General features: G+C 71.5%; 27 protein-coding genes. 9 read left to right on the forward strand and 18 right to left on the reverse strand.

The features are described from left to right. Position 1: 1 nt before the first annotated feature. The gene (locus tag ACQEV1_RS22050; RefSeq protein ID WP_285567150.1) at positions 2–1,438 is read right to left on the reverse strand and encodes a GuaB1 family IMP dehydrogenase-related protein; all 1,437 of its coding nucleotides are present in this window, start codon (positions 1,436–1,438) and stop codon (positions 2–4) included. 81 nt (positions 1,439–1,519) lie between these two features. Continuing rightward, positions 1,520–2,347, reverse strand: a complete 828-nt coding sequence (locus tag ACQEV1_RS22055) for a polysaccharide deacetylase family protein (RefSeq protein WP_285619674.1) — start codon at positions 2,345–2,347, stop codon at positions 1,520–1,522. 236 nt (positions 2,348–2,583) lie between these two features. Between ACQEV1_RS22055 and ACQEV1_RS22060 the strand changes: the two genes are divergently transcribed. The 3 genes from ACQEV1_RS22060 (at position 2,584) to ACQEV1_RS22070 (ending at position 7,621) form a co-directional block, all read left to right on the forward strand. Then, complete coding sequence (locus tag ACQEV1_RS22060; RefSeq protein WP_433395698.1) at positions 2,584–5,562, forward strand: AfsR/SARP family transcriptional regulator; 2,979 nt, start codon at positions 2,584–2,586, stop codon at positions 5,560–5,562. A 198-nt stretch (positions 5,563–5,760) separates the two neighbouring features. Next, complete coding sequence (locus ACQEV1_RS22065; protein WP_285565813.1) at positions 5,761–6,651, forward strand: Lrp/AsnC family transcriptional regulator; 891 nt, start codon at positions 5,761–5,763, stop codon at positions 6,649–6,651. A 109-nt stretch (positions 6,652–6,760) separates the two neighbouring features. Then, positions 6,761–7,621, forward strand: coding sequence for a LysR family transcriptional regulator (locus ACQEV1_RS22070; protein ID WP_285619671.1), 861 nt, complete (start codon positions 6,761–6,763; stop codon positions 7,619–7,621). Between the two features lie 440 nt (positions 7,622–8,061). On the opposite strand, the gene ACQEV1_RS22075 is transcribed toward ACQEV1_RS22070, so the two are convergent. Next, positions 8,062–9,018, reverse strand: a complete 957-nt coding sequence (locus tag ACQEV1_RS22075; RefSeq protein WP_433395701.1) for an SRPBCC family protein — start codon at positions 9,016–9,018, stop codon at positions 8,062–8,064. 323 nt (positions 9,019–9,341) lie between these two features. Here ACQEV1_RS22075 and ACQEV1_RS22080 point away from each other — a divergent pair, with 323 nt between their 5' ends. Further along, entirely contained in the window at positions 9,342–9,635 is a 294-nt protein-coding gene (locus ACQEV1_RS22080) for a hypothetical protein (RefSeq protein ID WP_285619667.1), read from the forward strand. A 114-nt stretch (positions 9,636–9,749) separates the two neighbouring features. Here ACQEV1_RS22080 and ACQEV1_RS22085 read toward each other — a convergent pair whose 3' ends face one another. From ACQEV1_RS22085 to ACQEV1_RS22125, 9 genes are all read right to left on the reverse strand, one after another. Next, the gene (locus ACQEV1_RS22085; RefSeq protein ID WP_285619665.1) at positions 9,750–10,172 is read right to left on the reverse strand and encodes a gas vesicle protein K; all 423 of its coding nucleotides are present in this window, start codon (positions 10,170–10,172) and stop codon (positions 9,750–9,752) included. Continuing rightward, entirely contained in the window at positions 10,169–10,381 is a 213-nt protein-coding gene (locus ACQEV1_RS22090) for a gas vesicle protein (protein WP_433395704.1), read from the reverse strand. The genes ACQEV1_RS22085 and ACQEV1_RS22090 overlap by 4 nt, the downstream gene beginning before the upstream one ends. A gap of 3 nt (positions 10,382–10,384) precedes the next feature. Continuing rightward, entirely contained in the window at positions 10,385–11,167 is a 783-nt protein-coding gene (locus tag ACQEV1_RS22095; protein WP_285619661.1) for a GvpL/GvpF family gas vesicle protein, read from the reverse strand. Continuing rightward, positions 11,160–11,570 (reverse strand): gas vesicle protein, encoded by a 411-nt coding sequence (locus tag ACQEV1_RS22100; RefSeq protein ID WP_433395706.1) that lies wholly within the window; start codon positions 11,568–11,570, stop codon positions 11,160–11,162. Before ACQEV1_RS22100 ends, ACQEV1_RS22095 begins: the two co-directional genes overlap by 8 nt. Before the next feature lie 60 nt (positions 11,571–11,630). Beyond that, entirely contained in the window at positions 11,631–11,888 is a 258-nt protein-coding gene (locus tag ACQEV1_RS22105) for a gas vesicle protein (protein WP_285565800.1), read from the reverse strand. A 2-nt stretch (positions 11,889–11,890) separates the two neighbouring features. After that, positions 11,891–12,139 (reverse strand): gas vesicle protein GvpG, encoded by a 249-nt coding sequence (locus ACQEV1_RS22110; RefSeq protein ID WP_285565798.1) that lies wholly within the window; start codon positions 12,137–12,139, stop codon positions 11,891–11,893. Continuing rightward, positions 12,140–12,904 (reverse strand): GvpL/GvpF family gas vesicle protein, encoded by a 765-nt coding sequence (locus ACQEV1_RS22115; RefSeq protein ID WP_285619657.1) that lies wholly within the window; start codon positions 12,902–12,904, stop codon positions 12,140–12,142. Further along, positions 12,901–13,338: a gas vesicle protein GvpJ gene (gvpJ, locus tag ACQEV1_RS22120; RefSeq protein ID WP_285619655.1), complete on the reverse strand. Its 438-nt coding sequence runs from the start codon at positions 13,336–13,338 to the stop codon at positions 12,901–12,903. Before gvpJ ends, ACQEV1_RS22115 begins: the two co-directional genes overlap by 4 nt. Before the next feature lie 259 nt (positions 13,339–13,597). Further along, entirely contained in the window at positions 13,598–13,948 is a 351-nt protein-coding gene (locus ACQEV1_RS22125; protein ID WP_285565793.1) for a phage holin family protein, read from the reverse strand. 131 nt (positions 13,949–14,079) lie between these two features. Between ACQEV1_RS22125 and ACQEV1_RS22130 the strand changes: the two genes are divergently transcribed. Together ACQEV1_RS22130 and ACQEV1_RS22135 are read left to right on the forward strand one after the other, a co-directional pair. Further along, positions 14,080–14,433: a PadR family transcriptional regulator gene (locus ACQEV1_RS22130; protein WP_433395710.1), complete on the forward strand. Its 354-nt coding sequence runs from the start codon at positions 14,080–14,082 to the stop codon at positions 14,431–14,433. 76 nt (positions 14,434–14,509) lie between these two features. After that, positions 14,510–15,472, forward strand: coding sequence for a hypothetical protein (locus tag ACQEV1_RS22135; protein WP_285565790.1), 963 nt, complete (start codon positions 14,510–14,512; stop codon positions 15,470–15,472). A 12-nt stretch (positions 15,473–15,484) separates the two neighbouring features. On the opposite strand, the gene ACQEV1_RS22140 is transcribed toward ACQEV1_RS22135, so the two are convergent. Together ACQEV1_RS22140 and ACQEV1_RS22145 are read right to left on the reverse strand one after the other, a co-directional pair. Further along, positions 15,485–17,002: an MFS transporter gene (locus ACQEV1_RS22140; RefSeq protein WP_433395713.1), complete on the reverse strand. Its 1,518-nt coding sequence runs from the start codon at positions 17,000–17,002 to the stop codon at positions 15,485–15,487. Between the two features lie 32 nt (positions 17,003–17,034). Then, entirely contained in the window at positions 17,035–18,069 is a 1,035-nt protein-coding gene (locus ACQEV1_RS22145; RefSeq protein WP_285620090.1) for a GDP-mannose 4,6-dehydratase, read from the reverse strand. A 178-nt stretch (positions 18,070–18,247) separates the two neighbouring features. On the opposite strand from ACQEV1_RS22145, the gene ACQEV1_RS22150 reads away from it, so the two are divergent. After that, on the forward strand, positions 18,248–18,688 hold the full coding sequence (locus tag ACQEV1_RS22150) for a Rieske (2Fe-2S) protein (RefSeq protein ID WP_433395715.1): 441 nt from the start codon (positions 18,248–18,250) through the stop codon (positions 18,686–18,688). Here the strand turns inward: ACQEV1_RS22150 and ACQEV1_RS22155 are convergent. Next, positions 18,652–19,215 (reverse strand): CGNR zinc finger domain-containing protein, encoded by a 564-nt coding sequence (locus ACQEV1_RS22155; protein WP_285565785.1) that lies wholly within the window; start codon positions 19,213–19,215, stop codon positions 18,652–18,654. The genes ACQEV1_RS22150 and ACQEV1_RS22155 overlap by 37 nt on opposite strands. Before the next feature lie 84 nt (positions 19,216–19,299). Continuing rightward, complete coding sequence (locus tag ACQEV1_RS22160) at positions 19,300–19,881, reverse strand: hypothetical protein (protein WP_433395717.1); 582 nt, start codon at positions 19,879–19,881, stop codon at positions 19,300–19,302. Positions 19,882–20,250: 369 nt separating this feature from the next. Here ACQEV1_RS22160 and ACQEV1_RS22165 point away from each other — a divergent pair, with 369 nt between their 5' ends. Further along, positions 20,251–20,886, forward strand: a complete 636-nt coding sequence (locus ACQEV1_RS22165) for a PaaI family thioesterase (RefSeq protein ID WP_285619644.1) — start codon at positions 20,251–20,253, stop codon at positions 20,884–20,886. A gap of 77 nt (positions 20,887–20,963) precedes the next feature. On the opposite strand, the gene ACQEV1_RS22170 is transcribed toward ACQEV1_RS22165, so the two are convergent. After that, the gene (locus tag ACQEV1_RS22170) at positions 20,964–22,712 is read right to left on the reverse strand and encodes a S53 family peptidase (RefSeq protein ID WP_285619642.1); all 1,749 of its coding nucleotides are present in this window, start codon (positions 22,710–22,712) and stop codon (positions 20,964–20,966) included. Between the two features lie 335 nt (positions 22,713–23,047). Here ACQEV1_RS22170 and ACQEV1_RS22175 point away from each other — a divergent pair, with 335 nt between their 5' ends. Then, positions 23,048–24,472 (forward strand): NAD(P)/FAD-dependent oxidoreductase, encoded by a 1,425-nt coding sequence (locus tag ACQEV1_RS22175; RefSeq protein ID WP_433395720.1) that lies wholly within the window; start codon positions 23,048–23,050, stop codon positions 24,470–24,472. Positions 24,473–24,491: 19 nt separating this feature from the next. On the opposite strand, the gene ACQEV1_RS22180 is transcribed toward ACQEV1_RS22175, so the two are convergent. Next, a complete protein-coding gene (locus ACQEV1_RS22180; RefSeq protein ID WP_433395722.1) occupies positions 24,492–24,791 on the reverse strand; it encodes a hypothetical protein in 300 nt (99 codons plus the stop codon). Between the last annotated feature and the right edge of the window lie 48 nt (positions 24,792–24,839).

Genomic DNA, 24,839 nt, shown 5'->3' on the forward strand with positions numbered 1-24,839 from the left:
GTCACCAGCTGACGTGCAGCGGCTCGCCCTCCGCGTAGCCCGAGGAGCTCTGCACCCCGACCAGCGCCCGCTCGTGGAACTCCTCCAGCGTCCGCGCGCCCGCGTACGTGCAGGCGCTCCGCAGCCCCGCGATGATCGTGTCGAGCAGGTCCTCGACGCCGGGCGACTGCGGATCGACGTACATCCGCGAGGTGGAGATCCCCTCCTCGAACAGCGCCTTGCGGGCGCGTTCGAACGGCGAGTCGTCGGCCGTGCGCAGGCGCACCGCACGCGCCGAGGCCATCCCGAAGCTCTCCTTGTACAGCCGCCCGTCGGTGGCGCGCTGCAGATCGCCCGGAGACTCCAGGGTCCCGGCGAACCACGAGCCGATCATGACGTTCGCCGCGCCGGCCGCGAGGGCCAGGGCCACGTCGCGCGGGTGGCGTACGCCGCCGTCCGCCCAGATGTGGCGGCCCAGCCGGCGGGCCTCCGCCGCGCACTCGAGGACCGCGGAGAACTGCGGCCTGCCCACGCCGGTCATCATGCGGGTCGTGCACATCGCGCCCGGCCCGACCCCGACCTTGACGACGTCGGCGCCCGCCTCGACGAGGTCGCGCACGCCGTCGGCGGTCACGACGTTGCCGGCGACGACGGGCACCTGCGGGCGGAGCGCGCGTACGCGCCGCAGTGCGCCGAGCATCTTCTCCTGGTGCCCGTGCGCGGTGTCGATGACCAGCACGTCCGCGCCGGCCGCCAGCAGCGCCTCGGCCTTCTCCTCCACCTCGCCGTTCACGCCGATCGCGGCGGCCACACGCAGCCGCCCGCCCGCGTCCACCGCCGGCTCGTACAGCGTGGCGCGCAGCGCGCCCGTACGCGTCAGGACGCCGGTCAGCCGGCCCTCGCCGTCGACCACGGGCGCGAGCCGGTGTCCGCGCCCGTGCAGCGTCTCGAAGGCCTTCTGCGGGTCGACGGTGTCCGGGAGCGTGAGCAGATCGCGGGACATCACCTCGCTGAGCTGGGTGAACCGGTCGACGCTCAGGCAGTCGGCCTCGGTGACCACGCCGACGGGACGATGGTCCTCGACGACGATGACGGCGCCGTGCGCGCGCTTGGACAGCAGGCCGAGCGCCTCGCCGACCGTGCCGCCGGGACCGAGCCGGATCGCGGTGTCGACGATGAGGTGACGTGTCTTGACCCAGCCGATGACGTCGGCGACGACGTCCACCGGGATGTCCTGGGGGATCACCGCGAGGCCGCCGCGGCGGGCGATCGTCTCGGCCATCCGGCGGCCCGAGACGGCGGTCATGTTGGCGACGACGATGGGGATCGTCGTGCCGCTGCCGTCACTGGTCGACAGGTCGACCGCGAGCCGGGAGCCGACGTCGGACCGGCGCGGCACCATGAACACGTCGTTGTAGGTCAGGTCGTGAACCGGTTGCTCACCGTTCAGCAGGCGCACGTTCGTCAACACCGTCCGTCATCTGGGCGAATGGCCGGAAAGGCCACCCTCCATTGTGATGGATACCCGCCGGTGCCCGGTTCAATGGGCCTTGAGCAGCTCCGACACCTTGACCAGGCGCAGCCCGCGCGCCCGCAGGCCGGTGATGATCCCGGGCAGCGCCGCGTGGGTCTCCGGTGCGGTGGGCGCACCGTTGAGGTGCATGACCACGATCGAGCCGCCCTTCGCCTCCTTCAGGACCGTACGCGTGATCGCGTGGGGGTCGTGGCCGAACGCGTCGCCGCTGATGACGTCCCACTGCACCGGTGTCACCCCGGCGGCGAGCACCGCCCGTACCGCCCCCTGGTCGTGACATCCGCCGGGGAAGCGGAAGTAGGGCGTGGGCGCCGGAACGTGGTCGCGCAGGATCCGCGCGGCGTGCCGCACGTCCTCCGTACGGTCGTGGGCGGGCAGGACCGGCAGGCCGTAACACGGGGCCGTGAAGGCGCTGTGCTCGTAGGAATGGTTGGCGAACTCCAGCAGCGGGTCGGCCGCGAGCGTTTTCGTCACCGCCGGATAACGCCGGATCCACATGCCGGTGGCGAATATGGTCGCCGGGGTGTGCGTGGCGTCGAGCGTGCCGATGATGCGGCGGTCATAGGAGGACTTGATCCGTCCCGCGTCGAGCGATCGCCACATGCCGGGCGTCATGTCGGCGTCGAACGTGAGCGCCACCATGCCGGAGTCGCGCGCCCCGTGGAAGACCATGTGCCGGGGGCTCGGCGGCGCGGGCGTGGCCGCTACCGCCGGGCCGGTGCGCCGCGGGGCCGGGGCCCGGCCGCGCGGCGGGCGGGCGACCGTGTGCTCGTGCCCCGCCGAGCAGGCCGAGGCGGAGAGCAGGAGCACCGCGATCAGGTGTCGCAATCGCATCCGGACAGTGTGCCCCGCGCACCGCCGAAAGTCCCTTTCCCGGGTGCCGAGTCGGTGTCGTGGCGGGCCGCCGAAACGGCGATATGGAATCTTTCCTGCCATCCATGTTGACCATGAGTGATTTATTCATGCGACACTTACGTTCTGAGCTGAGCTATGGAGCTTGCCGGCGCCCTGGCACGGCGCATCCTCCGGTGCCGTGCGTGTCGGTCGGAACCCCTCGCTGAGAGGCATGCATGCAGGTCAGGCTCTTGGGTCCGGTGGAGCTGTGGGACGGCGCCGTCTCCGCTCCGCTCGGTCCCCGCGCGCGTGCCGTGCTGGCCGCGCTCGCGCTGGACCCTGGACGCGTGCGCAGCGTGGACCGCCTGATCGAGGCCGTCTGGGGGGAGCGCGCGCCCACGACCGCGACGGCGCAGATCCAGGCGTGCGTCTCCGCGCTCCGGCGGGCGTGGCGGCTCGCCGACCCCGACGGCGAGCCGGTCCGCGACGTCATCGTGACCGTTCCGCCGGGTTACGTCCTGCGCACGGACCAGGTCGACCTCCTGGAGTTCGAGCGCCGCATCGGCGCCGCGCGGGGCATGGACCCGGCGCGCGCCGCGGAGGAGCTGCGGGCCGCCCTCGCGCTGTGGCGCGGGCCCGCCCTCGGTGGCCTGCCGAGTCTCGCGGCCGAGGCGGCGCGCCTGGAGGAGCGGCGGCTGACCGCGATCGAGGAGCGCATCGACGCCGACCTGGCCGTCGGCCGGGCCGGTGATCTCATCCCGGAGGTCGTCTCCCTCGTCGCGGCCCACCCGTTGCGCGAGCGTTTCCGCGGCCAGCTGATGCGCGCCCTCCACCGCGCGGGACGCCGTTCGGAGGCGCTCGACGCCTACCAGGAGGCACGCGAGACACTGGTCGCCGAGCTCGGCCTGGAGCCGGGACCCGACCTGCGCCGCATCCAGCAGGCGATCCTCGCCGACGACACCGGCCCGGCCGGGCCGGTGGGCGAGCCGGCGCCGTCCGCCGGGCCTTCGCCGCTGCCGCCCGACATCGCCGACTTCACCGGCCGCGCGAAGCAGGTCGCCGAGATCGCCGCCGCGCTGACCTGGCGCCCCGAGCCGTACGCCGCCGTGCCGATCATCGCGATCAGCGGGCGCGGCGGCGTCGGCAAGACCACGCTCGCCGTGCACGTCGCGCACCGGCTGCGCCAGGAGTTCCCCGACGGGCGCCTCTACGTCGGGCTGCACGGCAGCGAGGCCACGCCGGCCGACCCCGGCGACGTCCTCGGCCGCCTGCTGCGGGCGCTCGGCGTCGACGGCGCGGCCATCCCCGCCGACCCGGACGAGCGCGCGGACCTGTACCGGGCCCGCCTCGACGGGCGGCGTGCCCTCATCGTCCTGGACAACGCCGCTGACGAACGACAGGTGCGCCCGCTGCTGCCGGGCAGCCCGCTGTGTGCGGTCCTGGTCACCTCGCGGCGGCGCCTGACCGGGCTGGCCGGCGCCACGCGCATCGAACTGGACGCCTTCGACCCGGTACAGGCGGCCGAACTGCTCACCCGAGTGGCCGGCCCCGAGCGCGTCGCCGCGGAGCCGGAGGCCGCCGACCGCGTGACCGCGCTGTGCGACCGGCTGCCGCTGGCCCTGCGGATCGCGGCGGCGCGGCTGGCCGCCAAGCCGCACTGGACCCTCGACCGCCTCGCGCGGCGGCTCGCCGACGAGCACCGGCGGCTCGACGAGCTGGTCCACGCCGACCTGGAGGTGCGCGGCAGCCTCGCGCTGGGCCACCGGGGCCTGTCCGCGGCGGCCCAGCGGGCGTTCCGGCTGCTCGGTGTGCTGGAGGTGGCCGACTTCGCGGCCTGGACGGCCGCCGCGCTGGTCGACGTGCCGATGCAGGAGGGCGAGGACCTGGTCGAGGAGCTGGTGGACGCCCGCCTGCTGGAGGTGGCCGGCCGCGACGCGACCGACCAGCCGCGCTACCGCTTCCACGACCTGCTGCGGGTGTACGCGCGCGAGCGCGCCGTCGCCGAGGAGACCCCGTCCGAGCGCGGGGCCGCGCTGGCCCGTGTGGCCGGGGCGTGGCTGGCGCTGGTCGACGAGGCCGAACGCCGGCTGCCCAACTGCTACTACGCGCCGCTGTCCGGCGACGCGCCGCGCATGCCGCTCGACCCGGAGAGCACCGACGTCCTGCTGCGCGACCCGCTCGCGTGGTTCGAGAGCGAACGGTCCGCGATCACCGCGATGGTGGAGCAGGCGCACGCGGCCGGGATGCCCGGCCCGTGCTGGGAGCTCGCCAGCGCCAGCCTCCCGTTCTTCGAGTTCTGCGGCGACCTGGTCGAGTGGCGCCGCTGCTGCGACCACGCGCTGGCCGCCGCGCGAGAGTCCGGTGACCTGCGCGGCGAGGCGGCCTCGGAGATCAACCTCGGCGCGATGCTGTACGTCCAGAGCGAGTTCGGCGAGGCGCGAGGCCACTTCGAGCGCGCGGCGACGCTCTGCGAGCGGATCGGCGAGCGCTACGGCCGGGCCGGCGCGCTGTGCGGTGTGGCCGGGACGGTCCGGATCAACGGCGACCCGGAGGGTTCCCGGCCGCTGTGGGCCGACGCGCTGCGGCTGTTCGGCGAGCTGGGCGACCGGCGCGCCGAGGCGTACGCCGTGGAGGGACTCGGCCTGTGCGACCTCGACCAGGGCCGGGCCGAGCCGGCGCGGGCGCGGTTCGAGGAGATGTTGCGGCTCTACCGGAGCGCGGGCAACGGCATGGGCGAGGCGCACGCGCTGCGCCGCATCGCGGGCGTCGAGCTCGAACTCGGCCGGTACGGCGAGGCGCTGCGGCTGCTGGAGGAGGCGCTGCCGACGTTCCGCGCGATCGGTGACCGGCTGAGTGAGGCGGTGGTGCAGATGCGGATGGGGGAGTGTCTCGTCCGGCAGAAGCGCCACGACGACGCGAGGCCGGTCCTGGACCGGGTCATGACGACCTTTCGCGATGTCGGCTGGCGCACGTGTGAGGGACACGTGCTGCGGCTCACCGGAGAGATGCTCCTCGCCGACGGCGACCCGGACGCCGCGGCCGCACAGCTGGGGGAGTCTCTGCGGATCTTCCGCGACCTCCAGGAGTCGCTCGACGTGGCCGAGACCCTGCGCTGCCTGGCCGAGACGCACGTGGCGAAGGGGAACGAGGAGGCGGCCGCGGCCGCGCGGGACGAGGCTCGCGGAATCCTCGTCGAATTGGGACGCGAGCTTTAGCCGATGATGCCCGGACGTTGCCACGCCGGCGGCCGACGAAACGCGCCGCTTTCGGCACCGACGCCGCGCCTCACCGACAGATCGGTGGTCCTTTGGCGGACGAACACGAACAACGCTCCGTTTTCGCGACGAAGACGTCAGTAATGAAATGATCATGCAAGCCAATGCAGGAACATACAGGCTCTGAGGAGGACCCCCGTGCTGGATGCGGTCGACGCTGTGCTCGTACGCGAGCTGCAGCGGGATGGAAGGGCGACCTTCCAGGCGCTGGCCGACCGTGTGGGCCTGTCGCGTACGGCCGTGCGCACGCGCGTGCAGCATCTTCTGGATTCAGGGATCGTGCGCGTGGTCGGCATCGTGCACGCATCCGTGATCGGAACCGGCGCCATCGGGCATATCTTCATCGACGTCGACGGTCCGGCGCGTCATGTGGTCGACGCCGTGGCCAGAAAGTCGGCGGCCTGGTTCGCCGCCCTGGCCACGGGGGCGCACGCCGTCGTCGCCGAGGTGCGCGTCCGTGACGACGCCAAGCTCGCCCAGGAGGTCGACGGTGTGCGCTCGCTGCCCGGCGTGCGCGGAGTCGAGGTCTTCCGCGTCATCTCCGTGGTGAAGGACGCGCACTCCGTCGTCACCGAACTGCCCGACGTGTCGCTCGACGAGATCGACTGGCGGCTGCTGCGCGAGCTGACGCGCGACGGCCGCACCCCGTACACCCGGCTGGCCGAAGTGGTCGGCCTGTCCCAGGCGGCGACCCGCGCGCGTGCCGTACGGCTCATGCGCACCGGAGTGATCCACGTGAGCGGGATCGTCGACTCGCGCGCCCTCGGCTCCGGCGAACTCGCCGGAGTGGGCGTCCGCGTCTCGTCGGATGTCGACACGGCGGCCGGCCGCATCGCCCGGCTCTCCGGGATCAACTATGTGGTCACCGGCTTCGGCCGGTACGACCTCGTGTGTGGGATCGACGCCACCTCCCGCGACGTGCTGCTGAGCACGCTCGAAGCGGTTCGCGCGGTGCCGGGCGTCTGGGTCGGGGAGTCGTGGCACCACCTCGACGTGGTGAAACAGACGTACGGCGCCGACCTCGACTGATCACACCTTTTCCGCCGATTCCGGGGCGTGTCACCGCGCCCCGTGAATGTCCGGGCCCATTCCGGCTATGTCCAGGACTGGGCACGGCGCCTTGCCCTACCGTCGTGCCATGAATCTGCGGCAGCTGCGCTATGTCGTGGCGACCGCCGACCACGGCACGATGACCGCGGCGGCTCAGGCCCTGTTCGTCGCACAGCCGGCGTTGTCGCGGGCGATCAGGGAGCTCGAACGCGAGCTGGGCGTCGAGCTGTTCGCCCGAGCCGGTCGCGGTGTCGCGCTCACCGACTCCGGGGAGCAGATCGTCCGGTACGCGCGCGATGCCCTGAGGGCGGTCGACGCCATCGAGGCGTTCTCCGCCGCGCCCGCCGGCGGGCGGCCCGGCGAACTGCGGGTCGCCTCGACGTCCTCCCTGGAGCCCGAGCTCACCGCACGGCTGCTGCCGGGGTTCGCCCGCGAACAGCCCGCCGCTCGCATCCGAGTGGTCCGGTGTGACGGCCGTGAGTCGGTGGGCGCCGCCGTACGCGAAGGGCGCGCCGACCTCGCCCTGACCGACCTGCCGGTGCCCGGCGACCTGGCGGCGCATCCGCTCGAACAGCGGGAGATCGTCCTGATCTCCCCGCCCGGGCTGAACCTGCGCGAGCCGGTCCCGCAGTCGGCACTGGACGGCCTGCGCCTGGTCATGCCGGCCCGGGGCAGCGCCCGGCGAACCGAGCTGGACGGCGTGCTGGCCCGCATCGGCGTCACCCCGATCCCGGCGGTGGAGTCGAACGAGCGGGGGGCGTGGCTCACGTGGGTACGCGCCGGGGTCGGGTCGTTAATGTGGTACCGAAACCAGGTGGAGGCCGTCGACGGCCTCGCGGTCCGCTCCTTCATGCCCCCGATCACCACGACGATCGGCCTGGTCCACATGCGCCGCCCCCTGCCTCCGGTCGCCCGCGACTTCCTCGCCTTCGCCAAGAGCCGCGGCTGAGCCGACCCCTTCGGCGTCCGAGCTCGGGTGGGCGTCTCCGGCGATCCCGCGGCGGCGGGTCGCCTAGCAATCGGGCGCGCCCCCGGCCGATCATCGACGCCGATAATCGGCAGGTCGCAGACACGGAAGGCCGACGCGCCGGCATGGGCTCGCTCGGAGCGGAGTGTCGGTCTGGCGCTGTCCTGCCGGTTATCAACGTCGACGACCTGTCCGGGGCGCGTCCGGACTCCCGCGCGCCTGCCTGATGGTGTTCGGCCAGGAAGCCCCATGTCTTTCCGCGAAGGCCGTCGCGTACCACCGGCGCCGGGCCGCTTACCGGGCTGTCCCCGCGCCGGTTTTTCCACAGCCCCCCGCCGCCCTTCCCTGCTCAGACCGCGGCGCTGGACAATGGAAGTGGGATGGCGCCCCTGGGCGGGAGGGGTCTGCGACCCGGCGGTGGGTTAGTTCTCCTGTTTGTCCGAGGTCTTTCGGGTGCCGGAGGAGCGCTTCGTGCCGGAGGACGAGCCCTTGCTCGATGAGCCGCCGGAGGACGAGCTGCTGGAGGGCGAACTGCTGGAGGAGCGCTTCGTGTTCGACGAGCGGCCGGTGTTCGACGACTTCCGGGAGCGGGTGGAGCCGCTCGACTTGCCGGTGTCGCCGGCGCCGCCGGACTTGTCGTTGTTCTGCTGCTTCTTCTCCTCGGCCACGGCGGTCTCGTGGCTCTTGACGACCTCGCTGTCGCGGATCTCGCCGCGCCAGCCCTCGGTGTCGTCCTCCTTGGCCAGCACCGCGTGGGCCATCACGTGCCGCTGGAAGTGCTTGAGTTCCAGCCGGACCCGCCGGCCCTGCGCTCTCCACAGGTTGCCGGTCCTCTCGAACAGGCCCTTCGGGTGGTACTCCAGGACGAGCAGGACGCGGGTGAGGTCCGGGGTCAGCTCGTGGAAGGTCACCGCGCCGTCCACGTGTCCCTTGGCGCCCGTCGAGCGCCAGACGACCCGTTCGTCGGGGATCTGCTCGATGATGGTGGACTCCCATGAGCGGGACGACCAGAAGATCTTCGCCTTCCACCGGAGCTTCTCGTCCGAGACCTGCTCGGTGCCCTCGACCTTCTTCGTGAACCCCGGGAAGTCCTGGAATCGGGTCCACTGGTCGTAGACGAGCCGGCGCGGTGCCCCGACGTCGATCTCCTCGAGGATGTTGGTGATCTTGGAGGGGTTCTCGCTCGTCTGACCGCTCTTCTTGCCGAGTACCTTCTCGCCGGCCTTCTTCAGCGTGTCGAGGCCGCCGGAAACGGCGTGCTTCGCGGTCGAGCCGCCGGATCCCAGTGATTTGGCCGCGCTTATCGCGGCTTTCGGGGCTGCCTTTCCACGGTTGACCGCGTTGGTGGCCGCCTTCACGGTTTTCGTCGCAGTCTCCACGGTGCCCTTCAGCTCCTTCAGACGAGTGAGATTGGTGTGTTCAGTGGGTTTCTTCGTGTCTTTCTTGGAGGCCGATCGCGTCGCCATCTCAGTGTCCTTCCTCGTAGGACCCCGGCTTCGGCGCCGGGGGCCGCCGGTCGTGGGGTACCCGCTCATGCGGAGAACAATCACCGGTTAAGAAGGTCGCAGCAGAATGTCACTCCGGGTGTTTTCTCGGCCACCAAACGTTGGTCATGATGGATGCGAGGCGCTTCTCATGAATGGTTCTCGCCTCTCGGGTATGACGGCTGAAGAGGCGGAACCCCTGAATAAGGAGATGGCATATGGCTGAGAAATCGACGCCGGTCGGCAAGGTGACGGAAACGGCTTCGCCGGAGCGCGTCAAGGGTTCGATGGGCAAGGTGCGACAGGTGCCCTCCCCGAAGAAGGCGCTGCAGGGCTCGGTGATGGGCGCGCTCAAGCTGCCGGGTCTGCGCAAGGTCCTGCACACTCTGGCGTTCGCCCGGCTCATGAAGGTTCTACGCGCGATCGTGGGATTCGTCGGGATACGCGCCCTGCCCGTCGTCGCGCTGATCCTCGGTGGCTGGCTCTTCCGGCGCTCCCGCAGAAGAAGATGACACACGGTCCCGGGCGGGATCCGGCCCTCGCGCCGGATCCCGCCCGGTCTTCGTTCGTATCCCCAGGACGTGAAGAGGCCCGCCGCCATGGTCGACGGGCGAGCCGGCGGGCGTTCAGTGCTCCGGCAGCAGCGGTCCGAGGGGGCCGAGGTCGAGGTTGAGGTCGTGGTCGTCCAGGCCGAAGTGGTCCTTCAGCCGGCCCATCGCCTCGTCCAGGCGCATCAGCGCGAGGCCGAGCTGCTCGACCTGGTCCTCGGACAGCCCGCCGCCCTCGACACGGCGTATCGCCTGGCGTTCCATGAGCTGCCGGATCAGCTCAACCAGCGTGAGGACGAGTTTGACCAGGTCACGCTCTACGGTGTCGGGGTCGGTGTGCAGCCGCTGCATCGTGCGGGACGTGCCGGAGCCGGTGCGGGCCGGCGTCTCCTCTGGCGGCGTGCGGCCGTGGAGGATGGCGTCGGTGACGGGGTCGCCGGTCGTCAGGTCCGTCGCCGTGACGTTCCCGGTCACCGGGGCGCGGTCGTCGGAACGGCTCACGGCTCATCTCCCTCCGACATGCCGTCGCCGTCGCGTACGGCCATGATCAGTGCGCGTAGCGAGACGTGGACGAGGTCGACCTCGGCGATGGAGATCACCAGGTCGCCGGTCAGGACGGCCCCGCCGGCCAGCAGCCGGTCGAGCAGGTCGACGAGCGCGACGCGCTCGGTTCCGTTGCCGGTCGGGCCGACGTCGAGAGGGACCGTCATCGCTCACCCCCCGTCCGTCTCGATGAAGGAGTACGGCGGCCAGGGCCCCGTCGCCTCGATCTCGATGCCGGGCGACCGCTCGCCGATCTCGCGCACCAGCGCCTGGAACTCCGGCACCCGCGCGTCGTCCAGCAGGTACGCCATGTTGAGGATCGGCGTGCCGGGGTGCCCGGACAGCTTCGGATCCTGCGGGGGATGCCTCCGCACCGCCACCGCGTGGACCCGGAGTTCGGCGTCGATGGCCTGGGCGCGCTCGGTGAGCCGGCGCCCCGCCTCGTTCTGGCGGCGCCGCTGCTCCTGGCGTCGCCGCAGGTACGCGGTGCCGACCCCGGTACCCGCGGCCGGCGTCATCGCCTCCTCCTCGGGCCGTTCGTCCTCCGGGTGGGCGTACGCCTTGACCCCCCACTCCGAGCGGCCCGTGATCCGGTCCAGCGCCGCGCCGAACCGTTCGCGTCCCTCGTGGAGGACCTGCGCCACGCGCTCGTCGTCGTGGTAGACGGTGGCGATCCGCACGGGCGCCGTCGGGGCCAGGCGGGCGGCACGGTCGACCACGGCGTGGTGCGCGCGTGCGGTCGCCTCGATCCACCCCAGGTCCTCCAGGTTGGCGCGCAGGGCGTCCTCGCCGTACTCGTCCAGCCGTACGGTGCTGACCAGGGCGGTGAGGTCGCCGGCGACGACGTCGCGCACCGCGGCGCCCGCCACGCCGGGCGAGCCGCCCAGCGCCGCGAGATCCAGCCCCCGGGTGACGCCGTACAGGTAGACGGCGTTTTCGGAAGAGTCAGTCACTGTTCTTACGCTTCCTCGTGCTCGCCGATCGCGCGGACGTCGTGCGCTTTCCGTCTCCGGCGGCGCCGTCCGCGGGCGTGTCGCCGTCGTGGGGGTGCTCCTCGATCGCGGCCAGGCGTTCCCGCAGCCGCCGGTTCTCCTCCTCCAGCGCCTCGCGGGAGGAGTCCTGGCCGTCGCTCACCTCACCGCGCGAGGCGCGGGAGGACAGCGAGGGATCGTGCTCCCACCAGTCGATGCCCATCTCCTTGGCGCGGTCGACCGAGGCGACGAGCAGCCGCAGCTTGATGGTCAGCAGCTCGATGTCGAGGAGGTTCACCCGGATGTCCCCGACGATCACGATTCCCTTGTCGAGGATGCGCTCGAGAAGGTCGGCGAGATTGGCGCTCGGCTGCTCGCCCGCCATCGGACGAGCGGCCGAACGCGATCCCGTCCATGACATCTCCGACAATGTGCTCAGCCTCTTTCACTTCCGCTCGACTTGCCCGCGCAGGTAGCGTCCGACGCGCCGATAGGACACCAGCTCGCCGTCCGCGTCGACCTCGACCTCATAGGTGGCGAGGATGTCGGCGGAGTCGGGGATTCTCTGGGTCTCGACGACCTCGACGGTCACGCTCCACCCGTCGTCGGAGCGCTTGATCCCGACGACTCCCTCGGTGGACCGGCCGGTCATCTCGGTGACGTGGTGCGCCGCCACTTCGGCGGCGTCGGACGCGCTGAGCATCGCTAGCCTCTCTGATAACCGAGTCTGTGGCCTTCGTGCAGGCGGTGGATCAGATCCTCCTCCCGCTCGGCCGCCTCCTCTTCGGTGATCGCTCCGCTGGCGACGTCATCGGCGACCTGCTGCATCTCCGCGGCGATCCGGCCGGGGTCGTACAGCTGTGCCTCGGCCTGCTCCTTGAGCACCCCGGCGAGCCACATCACCCCCCGCGCGGGTGCCAGGGGGAACGTCACCAGCCCTGTGAACAGTCCCATTCATTCCTCCGGGACGAAGCTGTAGGGCGGTAGCGGTCCGACGAGGCGCAGGGTCAACCGGCCCTCGGTGTCACCGGCGAGCGCGTCCACGGCCCGCTGGAAGTCCGCCAGCTTGCCCCGCTCCACCAGGAACGACGCGTCGAGCACGTCCTCCTCGCGTACGGGCGGGTGGGCGGCGACCGCCGAGGCGGCGGGGGCCAGGCCGTCCAGCAGCCGGGCGCCCTCCTCGTCGCGGCGGCGCTTGACGCTCTGCGCGACGAGTTCGCCGAGCCGGACGCGGTCGTAGTAGACGGCGTCCGAGGCGTCCTCGGGCACGTTGCGCACGCGTTCGTTGAGCTCGGCCACCTCCGGCTCTTCGGTCATGACCTCGCGCAGGATCGCCTCCTGGACGTAGGTGGCCTTGACGCGGAGCTCCTGCCGGCCCTTCAGCCCGTCCAGGACCTGTGACAGGCGCTCACCGTTCTCGGTCAGCAGTTCCTTCTCCACGGCCTCCCGGCTGCCCAGGGCGGCTCCGAACCGGAAGGGCAGGATGTCCACGCCGGCCGAGACGAACACGTCCAGCACGCGCTGGTGCGCGAGCAGGTCGGCGCGCTCGCCCAGGGGACGCTGCTGCGCCAGGTCGCTGACGAGGGCCGCGCACGGACCGTGCGCGACCACCGACACGGGCTGGTCGTCCACGCCGGTGAGGTCGTCGGGTATCGAGGCGTCGGCACGGATGATGCCGTAGACGTACTGGGTCGCCCCGGATGTCTGCGGGGTGGTCACTCGTCATCCTCCTCGTTCTTCTTCGATGAGCGACGCCGCGCGGGCTGCTTCTTCTCGTCGTCCTCGTCGTCCGAGGGGGCGAAGGTCTCTTCGAGCCGTTCCCGCGCTCCTTCCAGAGCGCCACGGGTCTTCTTCTTGGCGCCCGACTCCTGCATGCCGCCGACGAACTGCGGCAGGCCCTGCGACGTTCCGTCATGGGCGATGTCGAGCCGGTTGCAGGCCGCGGCGAACCGCAGGTAGGTGTCCACACTCGCGACGACGATCCGCACGTCGACCGTGAGGATCTCGATTCCGACCAGCGAGACTCGGGCGTAAAGGTCGATGACCAGACCCTTTTCCAGGATCAGGTCCACCACATCGGCCAAACTGCTGGAGCCGCCCCCTGCTCTGCTGGGCGAACCGCCGGAGGTCTGCTGGGCGATGGGCCCAGTCATGGCATCCACTCCCTTGGTGTGTCTGGTTCAGGTGTGCACCTCACGTACCCCGATAAATCTCGCTAAACGGGATGGATGGCTTTATGTGGGAGGCACCGGCCAAATGCCGCAATCTGATGGTTGTGGCTGGTCACGGGATGCTCCCGGCTGGTTTCTGAGCGTTGATGAGCGCCTGCGTGCCTTTTCGGTCAGGGGTGTTCTCCGAACGGCGCGTCCGGAGAACACCCCTACGACCTCAGGCCCGGTACGGGGCGACCGGTCACTGTTCGACTTCCGGGGACTGCCGGTCGGCGATCGCGTCGGCGAACCGCCGCGCGGTCTCGACCGGCAGAGGCGCTGGAGTCTCCCGCAGCCGGCGGAGGGTGATCATGGCGGCGCAACCGGCGCCGCCGCCGTACGCGACCGTCGCCGTCAGTGCGGCGGCCTCCGACGGCATCACCTTCTCCAGCAGGAGGACGCTCAGGCGGTAGGACGCCGCGGCGGCGAGTACGCCGAGGGTGCCGGCGACCGCGCCCATCCTCAGCGCGGGCACGCTCTTCCGTGCCTTGTCCGCCACCTCTTGATGGGCGGAATCAATAACATACTGCGTAAGTGGCTGCAAATCGGTCATGGCTCCGGGGTACCCACGAGAAGCCGATGCACGCAGCCTCTGTTCCGGTTGTCCCACGGCGTCCGAGGTCAGGTCGGGCTCGAGAGCGACGCCATTGCCAATAGACCGATCATCGGTATATAAAGATCAACATGAGCAGGCAGATGCAGGAGCCCACGTTCTTGATCCTTACGGCTCTGGCCGCTCGGTCTCAGCACGGCTACGGGATCATGTGCGACGCGGAACAGATCTCCGACGGCCGGGTGCGGCTGCGCGCCGGCACGCTGTACGCCGCGCTGGACCGGCTGCAGGCCGACGGCCTTGTCGCCGCCGACCGCGAGGAGGTCGTCGACGGCCGGTTGCGCCGTTACTACCGCCTGACCGACGACGGCGCCGCCGCGCTCGCGACGGAGGTCGAACGGCTGCGGAGGCGGGCCGAGGCCGCTGCCGCGCGGCTGGGGCCGGCCCGGCTGCGCGGGGCGCAGGCGACCTTCCCCGCCGTGTGACGCGCCGCCAGTGCACGACGACCGCCCTGCTCGATGGTTCCCTCTTGCCCGACAAGCCCGAGGAAGGTCTGCCCATATGAGTGCTCTCGAAGACCGTTATCGCAGGTGGCTCCGCTGGTATCCGGCGGAGCACCGCCGGGCGCACGAGGAGGAGATGCTGGGCGTGCTCCTCGCGGCGGCCGGTCCGGACCAGACGCGTCCGGCCGTACGCGACGTACTCGACCTGGTGCGGGGCGGACTCGGGATCCGGATCCGTCGGGCGCCGGGCGCACTCGCGCGCGGCGGCTGGCGTGACGCGACCGCGCTGCTCGGCGTCATCGCCCCGCTCCTCCTGCTCGCCGGCACCGCCAGGTACGCCGCGCAGGCGATCCTGTCGCTCCCGGACGCGGCCTTCGCCGCCGCGCACGGCTCGAGCTGGTGGATCATGTACCACTCGGCGCCGTCCCACCTTGCGTGGGGGATCGCCGCCGTCGTCGCGCTGCGCGGTGCCCCGCGGGCGACCTCGGCCGCCGTGCTCGGCGCCGTCGTCCTGAACGTCGCCGTGCTCGCGGCGAACGACGACTACACCGGAGCAGGAGCGGCCGCGCCTCTCCTGCTCGGCCTCATCACGGCCGGCGCGCTCCTCGCCGGGCCCGGTGCCGCCCGTGGGCGGGAGGTGCTCGGCCGTCCGCGCCTCATCGGCCTTGTCGTCCTCCTGGCCGTGGCGGTCTTCTTCGAGACGGCGATGGTGTGGGAGGCACTGGGCGTCACGTTGGAAGCCGGACTCGCGGGCCTGGCGGGCGCGGCGCTGCTTGCCACCGTCTGGCTGGCGCGCGGCGCCGCCGGGCGGCGGGCACTGGTCGCCCTGGCCGTCCCGTTGCTCCCGATCATGACCGTGCCCTACTACCCGGGCTACGTGGAGGACCCGCTCGCTCGATGCCTCATCACCATGGTCGCGGTTCCGGCGGTGACCGGTCTGGTGTCCCTCGTCGCGCTCGCCGCACTGGAGCTGCTGGTGATCCGGCCGGTGACGGCCCGCCGGAGGCAGTCGGCCGGGTGAACGCGACGGCCGTCAGGCGTTCGCGGCCGTGCCGGGTTCGAGGGGCGGGGCGCCGACCGGGCAGCTGTACTCGCACTCCGGACTGGCCGTGGCCTGGTCGGGGCTGAGCACGTCGTCGTGGACGATGAGGAACGTCAGCACCGCCCCGACGAGGAGCAGTACGGCCGCGATCGCCATCGCCGTGTGAAAGCCGTGACCGAACACCGCCGGGTCGTTGTACGCGGTGCCCCTGAGCCCGACCGCGGGCGGGATGCCGGCCACCGCCAGCAGACCGGCCGCGCGGGCCACGGCGTTGTTCACCCCGCTGGCCACGCCCGCGTGCCGCGGGTCGGCCGTCGCGAGCACCGTGGCGGTCAGCGGCGCGACCACACCCGAGAGGCCGAGGCCGAAGACCACCGCGGCCGGCAGGACGTCGGCGACGTACGAGGCATGCGGGCCGATGCGCAGCGTCAGCGTCATCCCCGCCGCCGCGACGATCAGCCCGCCGGTCATCAGGTACCGCGGCCCGAACCGCTGGGCCAGCGCGCCCGCGCGGGCGGACAGCAGGAGCATCAGGATCGTCACCGGGAGCAGCGCGGTGCCCGCGACGATGGGGGAGTAGCCCGCCACGACCTGCAGGTCGACCACGAGGAGGAAGAACTGCACGCCCATGCCGCCGTACACGATGAACGTCACGATGTTGACAGCGGTGAACTGGCGGGAGCCGAAGACGCCGAGCGGCAGCATGGGGCTCGGGCCGTGCCCGGCCGAGCGTCGCCGTTCGACCAGCACGAAGGCCACGCCGGCCGCGACTCCCAGCACCGCCGCGACCACCACGGCGGCGGCCGGGCCCGAGGGCGCCTCGGTGAGGGCGTAGGTCACACCGGCGAGCGCGGCGGCCGCGAGGACGGCGCCGAGCACGTCGAAGCCGTGGTGCTCGGACTCGTCACGGCTCTCCGGCACGTGCCGCGCCGCGACGGCCACGACGAGGGCGGCGAGCGGGAGGTTGAGCAGGAACGCCCAGCGCCAGCCCGCCGCGGCGATGAGCCAGCCACCGAGGAACGGGCCGATCGCGCCCGCGACGCCGCCGAGGCCCGACCAGGCGCCGATCGCCCGTGACCGGTCCGCGGGATCGAAGGACGACTGGATGATGGCCAGCGCGCCGGGTGTCAGCAGGGCGCCGCCGATGCCCTGCAGGGCGCGTGCCGTGACCAGCACGCCGATGTCCGACGCGCCGCCGCACAGCGCGGACGCGAGGGCGAACCAGATCACGCCGATCTGGAACACCCGCCGGCGCCCGAACCGGTCGCCGAGCGAGCCGCCGAGCAGGATCAGCCCGGCGAGCGTGAGTGTGTAGGCGTTGACGGTCCACTGCAGGCCGGCCAGCGAGGCGCCGAAATCCCGCCCGATGCGGGGCAGTGCGACGTTGACGATGGTGGCGTCGAGCATCGCCAGGCTGGAGCCCAGCACCGTCGCGGTGAGGACCCAGCGGCCGGGCGCCGTGGAGAGCGTGAGCCGGCCGGTGGCGGTGTCGACCTGATCGGAGGGCACCTGGTCATCGTCGCACGCGTTGGAGGCCCCGCTCACCAGTGGTCGAAGCTGAGCGGCTCGTCCGCCGGCCGGTCGGAGCGGGACAGCAGGGCCAGGTCCGACTCGACCATCATCGTGACGAGCTCTTCGAACGTGACGCCCGGTTCCCAGCCGAGCTGGTCACGGGCCTTCTTCGGGTCGCCGCACAGGAGGTCGACCTCGGCGGGCCGGGTCAGCGCGGAGTCGGTGATCACATGGTGGCGCCAGTCGAGCCCGGCCGTCGCGAACGCCAGCTCGACCAGCTCCCGTACGGACTGGGTGCGGCCGGTGCCGATCACGTAGTCCTCCGGCGTCGCGGCGGCGAGCATGAGCCGCATCGCCCGGACGTAGTCGCCGGCGTAGCCCCAGTCGCGCCGGGCCTCCAGGTTCCCCAGCGTGAGCTTGTCGGTCAGGCCGAGCTTGATCCGGGCCACGCCGAGCGAGATCTTGCGGGTCACGAACTCCGCGCCCCGCCGCGGCGACTCGTGGTTGAACAGGATGCCGCTGACCGCGAACATGCCGTACGACTCGCGGTAGTTCTGCGTGATGAAGTGCCCGTAGGTCTTGGCGACGCCGTACGGGCTGCGCGGGTGGAAGGGCGTGCGCTCGTTCTGCGGCGTCTCGCGCACCTGGCCGAACATCTCCGAGGAGGACGCCTGGTAGAAGCGGATCTGGCCGCCGCCGGGGGTGCGCGATCCGCTGATGCCGCTGACGACGCGGATCGCCTCGAGCATGCGCAGCACGCCCATCCCGGTGACCTCGGCGGTGATCTCCGCCTGCTGCCACGACATGGGCACGAAGGAGATCGCGCCGAGGTTGTAGACCTCGTCGGGCCGCACCTTCTCCACGGCGGATATGAGGCTGCCCTGGTCCAGCAGGTCGCCGTGGACCAGCCGCACGTCGCCGATGTGCTTGCGCAGCCTCGAGACGTGCGGGTTGGCCTGCCCCCGGACCAGGCCCCAGACCTCGTACCCCTGCTCCAGCAGATGCTCGGCGAGGTAGGAGCCGTCCTGCCCGGTGATCCCGGTGATGAGCGCTCGCGTGGTCAGCGGAACCTCCCAGCTCACGGGACTATGCCCGTTACGTGAGAAAAGAGATTATCCGTCCGGCCGGGGGCGCGGCGACCGAAGAGGGGCCCCCGGGACCGAATCGCGTTCGAGATCTCGCTCACGCTCGGGCCCCACCATGCTGGATCGCGCCGTTGATGTGCGAGAGGATCACGGCATCATGCTGCGCGTCGCGGGGATGCTGAGACGCCGCCGCCGCCGCGACGACGCGGGGCTGGTCCTGGTGTGCGCGGACGGCGATCTGGCCGACGGCGAGATCCGCCGCGTCGACGGGCTGCCCGTCGTGCTGTGCCGCTCCCGCGGCGCCCTCTACGCCCTCGGTCTGCGCTGCCCGCACGCCGGCGCGCTCCTGGTGAAGGGCGCGATCGTCGACGACTGCCTGGAGTGCCCGCTGCACGGCGGCCGGTTCGCCCTGGACGGCGGCGCGGTGCGCGGCGGGCCGCCCCGCCACGGAGTGCCCGTCCACGACGTGCTGGTGAGCGACGGTCTCGTCTACGTCTCGCGGCGCCCGCGGAAGATCCCGCGCCGCTCGTGGGGCGCTCGCCGCTTACCGAAGCCGGCGGGTCAGCCCGCGGCCGCCTCGCGCTGGCGCGCCCGGTAGGCCGCCACGTGCATGCGGTTGCCGCACGTACGGCTGTCGCAGTAGCGGCGGCAGCGGTTGCGGGACAGGTCGACCAGCACGCGGTCGCAGTCCGGGGCCTCGCAGACGCGCAGCCGGTCGAGCTCGCCGGCGGCCACCACGAAGGCGAGCGCGATGCCGCACTCCGCGGCGAGGCGCTCGGCCAGCTGCGAGCCGGGGGCGGAGAAGTGCACGTGCCAGTCGTAGTCGTCGTGGTCGGTCAGGTGCGGCATCGTCCGCGCCTCGGCGATGATCGCGTTGATCCGGCGTACGGTCAGCCCGGTGTCGTCCGGCGTGCGGAAGACGTCGTGGAACCGGTCGCGCAGGCGCAGGACCGCCTCCAGGTCGTCGCCGTCGAGGTCGCGGACGTCGCTGACCTCGCAGCGCTCGACCAGTGACTGGAGCGCCACGAGGTCGGACAGGTGCTCGTCACCGGTCGCCGCCGGTCCGGTGTTGACCAGCTCGACCACGTTGCCGAGCGCGTGCTCGGTGTCATGACTGAAAAGCACTGGGACTCCCGTTCGCGTCGGCCCGACGCCGGCGTCGCCGTTAATCCTGCCACTACCGTCACGGTACGCGGCGCGTTCCGCTCGTCAGCGTGCGTAGTGGGGGTCCGCGAGCACCGGGTAGAGGGCGTCGGCGTCCCGGTGCCGCACCGTCATCACGATCGTCGTGCCCTCCAGGTGGTACTCCGCGGGGATCGCGCGGTACAGCGAGTCATAGCCCCAGGGGGAGTAGAACCGGCCGACCGTCGCTCCGTAGCGGTCGTGGACCACGTCGTACCCGCCCGAGGGCGTGGGGTCCAGCGAGAGGCCCTCGCCGAGCCGGAGCGGAAACCGGAACTCCTCCGGTGCGCCGGGTCCGTGCAACACGGTGATGAACCGGACGCCGGCCGTCGTGGTCTGGCCGATGACGTCGGTCTCGGCCTCCAGCCCCGGGAAGACGCGCATGCTGGGCCTGATCACGCTGGCCAGACGGTCCTCGGCGGCCGCCCCCGCGACGCCGATGTGGACGCGCTGTCCGTCGCGCGTCGGCGCCCAGACGCCTTCGCTCGCCAGTTCTCCCCAGCTCACGTCGGGATTCTCGAATTCGGGAGGTTCGGAACGCCCGCTGATCGAGAGGACACGGGTGGCGGCCTCGACGGCCGTGGTCACCTCGTCACGCGCATGTTTCATGGCGGATCCCCTTCGCCCTGTATCTATCCGTATGTCTGATGCTGCCCCGTAGAAGTATCAGATCCAGGCACTCTGCAACGAAATCGGGGTGGGTTCTGGCTGTTTCGCCGAAGTGGAGGTTGCAAATTAATTACATTGCGCGGCGTGTCGGCGTGGACGCCGTCATTTCGGACGATCGACTGGCGATCGAGTGGCGTCACCGGCGTTTTCGCACGTGAGAGACGTGTTCCGCGCACCGGCCGATACCGGGGCGTGGCCGCGTCCAGAACGGGCGCGGTGTCCAGGAAGCTGGGATCCTGGGGCGGTGCCCGGTGAGCGGGGTACGCACGTCGTGGGCGTGAAGACGTCGGCGCGAGTCGAAGGAGTCCTATGACGGACCAGCACATGGCGGACCAGGAGACGCCGGAGCGGCAGACGCCGGACCGGCAGATGACCGACGCGCCGGCCGTCGGCGACCCGGCGGCCGGTCGGCCGGAGATCAAACGGGTCAGGCAGCCGGAGATGCCCTCCGGCACAGTCCGGATCGTCGACCTGCCCGAGTCCGACCGGGAGTTCGTGCGTTCCGCGCTCCGCCGGGACACACCGCTGCACGACCTGCTCGGCCTGGAGATCGTGGAGATGGGGGACGACTACGCCGTCCTGTCCATGCCGGTACGCCCGGAGGCGTTCAACAGCACGGGCAACCTGCACGGCGGCGCGATCGCCACGCTGATCGACGTGGCGGCGGGCACGGCGGCGGCGCGGGGGAGCGGGTTCGAACCGGGGCGGCAGAGCCTGGTCACCGCCGACCTGCACGTGCGTTACCTGGGGCGGCCGCACGGCGACACGGTGTTCGCGCGGGCCGACCTTCTCAAGGCGGGGCGTCAGCTCATCGTCGTCGAGTGCCGGGTGACCGACGTGGAGGAGCGGGTCATCGCCTCGGCCGACTTCAGCATGATGATCGTGCCGTTGCGCAAACCGCTGCGGCCGGTGGCCAGCGCCAAGGACACCGACCCGGACCTGTGAGCGTCACCTGCCGCGGGGACCGGTGCGCGGCCGTACGGTGACGGCCCCGCACCGGGAGCGGACTCCTGCCCGCCGGCTCAGTTCGAGTTCAGCAGGATGTTGAACAGGTTCGGGGCGTTGGGGGTGCCCAGGCCGGTCGACAGGTCGTAGCCGGCGGTCGCGGGGTAGTAGAGGTTGTTGCCCGTCGCCACGTCGAAGTACGGGGTGTTGGCGCCGCCCTGCCCGACCACGTGGTAGAAGGTGTCCGGCCCGTACCAGAAGACGCGCTTGCGGGTCAGCAGGCCCTGGTTCACCAGCGTCATCCCGGCCGCCCAGATCGGGGTGGCCGCGCTCGTGCCGCCGAACCCGACCCACTGGCCGCGGTAGACCACCGGCAGGTCGATCGCGGCCGCCGACACGTCCGGCACCTGCCGGTAGCCGGTGCTGTACTGGTTCTGCACGCCCGGCGCGGTCTGGTACCACGGCTTGGGGAAGACCTTGCTGACGCCGCCGCCGCTGCCCCACTGGTTCTCGCACTTGGACAGGTCCGACCGGTCCGACCAGACCTCCTCCAGCGTGCGGGCGCCCGTCGGGGCGAACTGCATGTGGGTGCCGCCGACCGCGACCGCCCAGGAGGACGTCGACGGGAAGGACACGTCGAGCGGCCCGTACACCCGGTCGCCGTACGCGCCGCAGTCACCGGTGGCGACGTAGACGGTCATGTGCTCGGCCTGGGTCAGGATGCGCAGGTTCTGGTCCACCGCCTGCATGGTGGCCTGCGACATGTAACCCTCCGACCCGCCCAGGCTGATGCTGACGGCGCTGCCCGGCCGGGGGTTGTCGGAGTTGTCGTCGATGATGCGCTGCAGGGCGTTGTTGAAGGCCGTCCAGGAGTCGGTCCCGGAGCCGGTGCTCAGCAGCGCGGGGTCCTCCTGGTAGTCGACGATGCGGGCGTTCGGGGCCAGGCCGGCGATCATCTCGATGTCCAGCGTCGCCTCGCCGCCGGGCGTGGGGGCGGAGGCGCCGAGGTTGACGTTCTGCAGGGAGATGTGGGCCCCGGTGCAGGCGACGTACTTCTGGATGTCGGTCGGGTCGTACCCGTCCATCTCCACGAGGTTGATGGTCATGTTCTCGCCGTGCCAGCCCTGCTGCCAGAGCTTGTCATAGCCGTACGCGGCGGCGACCTTCTGGTTCGACGCGATCCGCTGCGGGAACTGCGGGCACTGCCCGGCCCTCGTGGGCGTGGCCAGCGGCGTCGACGCCATGGCACGGGAGTGCGGCGCCTCGCTGTAGCTGTCCAGGCCCGTGACGGACAGGATGTAGCCCGCGACCTGCGTGGGGACCATCGGCGGGTGCGCCGGGTCGGGCGTGAAGAAGCTCCGGCCCTTGAGCTTGTGCGTCACGAACGAGGTCTTCAGGAGCTGGCCCGCCACGCCCGCCTTGGCGTCGAACGTCAGGCTCGTACGCGTCTTGCTGGGCTTGGCCTGGATGTGCGCGCTGGCGAAGTACTGGTTGAGCTTCTTCAGCTCTTCGTCGCTGACGCCCAGCTTGCCGGCGAGGCCCTTGGCGCCGTCGGTGGTGCTCTTGCCGTGGCCGAGCTGCTTCCACGTCGCGTCGCTGATCTTGAGCGTGACGCCGATGTGCAGCGTCCTGTCGCTGGGGACCTTCCCGGTGACGGGCGCGTTCAGCGCCTCCTTGGGCAGGCCGAGGTTCAGCGGGGTGTACTGGACGGACGGGCCGTCGACCGGCGTCGATGACGGCTTGCTCGAGTGCCCCGAGCCCCCGCACCCGCTCAACACCGTGAGCGCGAGCAGGACGCGGAGCATTGCGGTCCGGCGATTACGCACGGATCTCCCCTGTTCCCTGATTGTGGTTCGTCGCGCACGTCCTGGCCTGTCGACGCCGGTTTCCCCGCGGTGCCGGCCCGTGGGCCTCGCGACCGGTGGGCGGCCGGTACGGAGCCCGGTAGCCGCCCCGCTACACCTGGTACGTGTGCACCGATACCTTGACAGAACGCAAAACGTACTAGCAACACTTCGAAGAACCTAGAAACGGACTTTTTTCGGTCGTATACAGCTATGTCGTCAGACGCACGCTGTGCCCGTACGGTGCCGCCGACCTCGTGCGACTTTTCGGCCTGAGCTGTATCGTTCGTTGCGGTTTGGTGCTTGGAGGGTGCTTCGTGGCTGATCCGCGAGTGGGCTCCGGTTTCGTGAACGGCGAGGTCTCCTTCTGGTACCGCCAGGCCGGCCTGCCGTCCGCCCGCGCCCCGCTGCCTGGCGCGCGTGAGTACGACGTGTGCGTGGTCGGCGGCGGGTTCACCGGTCTGTGGACCGCCTACTACCTGAAGCGCGCGCGGCCTTCGCTGCGAATCGCGGTGCTGGAGCGGGAGTTCGCCGGGTTCGGCGCCTCCGGGCGCAACGGGGGCTGGCTGACCGCCGAGCTGGCCGGCTCCGCCACGCGGTACGCCCGCGACCGCGGCGAGGCGGCGGTCGTGGCGCAGCAGCGGGCCATGTTCGGAGCGGTCGACGAGGTCATCCGGGTCGCCTCCGCCGAGGGCATCGAGGCCGACATCGTCAAGTCCGGCGTGCTGAACGTCGCGACCAACCCGGCCCAGCGGCGCCGGCTGCACGCCGAGCTCGCCGCGGCGCGCGACCAGGGTTTCACCGAGGCCGACCTGCGCCTGCTCTCACCCGATGAGCGGGAGGAACGGCTGCGCGTCGCCGGCGCGCTCGACGCGACGTACAGCCCGCACTGCGCGCGGGTGCAACCGGCCCGGCTCGTCCAGGGCCTGGCGCGCGTCGTCGCCGGCCTCGGCGTGGACATCTTCGAGGGCACGACGGTCACCGAGATCCGCCCGCGTTCGGAGGGACGCCCGGCCGTGGCGGTGACCGCCAGGGGAGACGTGCGCGCGGAGTACGTGATCCGGGCGACGGAGGGTTTCACCGCCGGCCTGGCGGGCCAGCGGCGGCAGTGGCTGCCGATGAACAGCTCGATGATCGTCACCGCGCCGCTTCCCGAGGACACCTGGGAGCGCATCGGCTGGACGGGCTGTGAGCTGCTCGGCGACCACGCTCACGCGTACATCTACGCGCAGCGCACCGCGGACGGCCGGATCGCCCTCGGCGGGCGCGGCGTACCGTACCGGTTCGGCTCGGGCTGGGACCGGCGGGGCGCGACCCAGCCGAAGACGGTCACCGCGCTCGCGCGGATGCTCGCCGCGCTGTTTCCGGCGGCGGCCGACACGACGATCGAGCACGCCTGGTGCGGCGTGCTGGGCGTACCGCGCGACTGGTGCTCGACGGCGCACGTCGACCACGAGACGGGCGTGGGCTGGGCGGGCGGTTACGTGGGCACGGGCGTGGCGACGACCAACCTGGCCGGCCGTACGCTGCGCGACCTGATCCTGCGCGAGGACACGGAACTGACCACGCTGCCGTGGGTCGGCCGCCGGGTCCGCCCGTGGGAACCGGAACCGCTGCGGTGGATGGGCGTACAACTGATCTACGCGCTGTACCGCACCGCCGACCGCCGGGAGAACCGCGACCGCGGCGGGGACCGCACGTCGGCGTACGCCCGGCTGGCCGGCCTGATCTCCGGCCGCTGACGCCGCCGGCTCCCGGGTCCTACGGGCCGGGTGGCCACCGGATGAGCGCGGCGTGGTCGGCCTCCTGGACCCGGAAGGTGACCTGCCGGCCGCGCTCCCGAGGAGTCCAGCCCTGTCGGATCGCTTCGCGGATGACCCACGCGACCAGTCCGGGTGCGACGACCGTGCCGTGCTCGACCCACGTGACCATCCGCCGGCCGGGTCCGTCGGCCCGCTCGACGACGATCGCCAGGCCCGGCTCGTCATCCGGAGCGACGACCCAGCGGAACCGCTCACCGTCGACGACGATGATTCGCGTTCCCTTTCTCGCCAGCGTCACATCGACAGGTGATACCACGAGCCGGCCCGTGGAAGCGCGCCCCTCTCG

Source organism: Actinoallomurus sp. CA-142502 (assembly GCF_050936355.1).
Classification (GTDB): Bacteria; Actinomycetota; Actinomycetes; order Streptosporangiales; family Streptosporangiaceae; genus Actinoallomurus; species Actinoallomurus iriomotensis.

Coding starts and splice junctions, on each gene's coding strand:
- ACQEV1_RS22055 (WP_285619674.1), bottom strand. CDS start 2,347: ATGCGATTGCGACACCTGATCGCGGTGCTCCTGCTCTCCGCCTCGGCC.
- ACQEV1_RS22060 (WP_433395698.1), top strand. CDS start 2,584: ATGCAGGTCAGGCTCTTGGGTCCGGTGGAGCTGTGGGACGGCGCCGTC.
- ACQEV1_RS22070 (WP_285619671.1), top strand. CDS start 6,761: ATGAATCTGCGGCAGCTGCGCTATGTCGTGGCGACCGCCGACCACGGC.
- ACQEV1_RS22080 (WP_285619667.1), top strand. CDS start 9,342: ATGGCTGAGAAATCGACGCCGGTCGGCAAGGTGACGGAAACGGCTTCG.
- ACQEV1_RS22090 (WP_433395704.1), bottom strand. CDS start 10,381: ATGACGGTCCCTCTCGACGTCGGCCCGACCGGCAACGGAACCGAGCGC.
- ACQEV1_RS22100 (WP_433395706.1), bottom strand. CDS start 11,570: ATGGCGGGCGAGCAGCCGAGCGCCAATCTCGCCGACCTTCTCGAGCGC.
- ACQEV1_RS22105 (WP_285565800.1), bottom strand. CDS start 11,888: ATGCTCAGCGCGTCCGACGCCGCCGAAGTGGCGGCGCACCACGTCACC.
- ACQEV1_RS22110 (WP_285565798.1), bottom strand. CDS start 12,139: ATGGGACTGTTCACAGGGCTGGTGACGTTCCCCCTGGCACCCGCGCGG.
- gvpJ (WP_285619655.1), bottom strand. CDS start 13,338: ATGACTGGGCCCATCGCCCAGCAGACCTCCGGCGGTTCGCCCAGCAGA.
- ACQEV1_RS22125 (WP_285565793.1), bottom strand. CDS start 13,948: ATGACCGATTTGCAGCCACTTACGCAGTATGTTATTGATTCCGCCCAT.
- ACQEV1_RS22130 (WP_433395710.1), top strand. CDS start 14,080: ATGAGCAGGCAGATGCAGGAGCCCACGTTCTTGATCCTTACGGCTCTG.
- ACQEV1_RS22135 (WP_285565790.1), top strand. CDS start 14,510: ATGAGTGCTCTCGAAGACCGTTATCGCAGGTGGCTCCGCTGGTATCCG.
- ACQEV1_RS22150 (WP_433395715.1), top strand. CDS start 18,248: ATGCTGCGCGTCGCGGGGATGCTGAGACGCCGCCGCCGCCGCGACGAC.
- ACQEV1_RS22160 (WP_433395717.1), bottom strand. CDS start 19,881: ATGAAACATGCGCGTGACGAGGTGACCACGGCCGTCGAGGCCGCCACC.
- ACQEV1_RS22165 (WP_285619644.1), top strand. CDS start 20,251: ATGACGGACCAGCACATGGCGGACCAGGAGACGCCGGAGCGGCAGACG.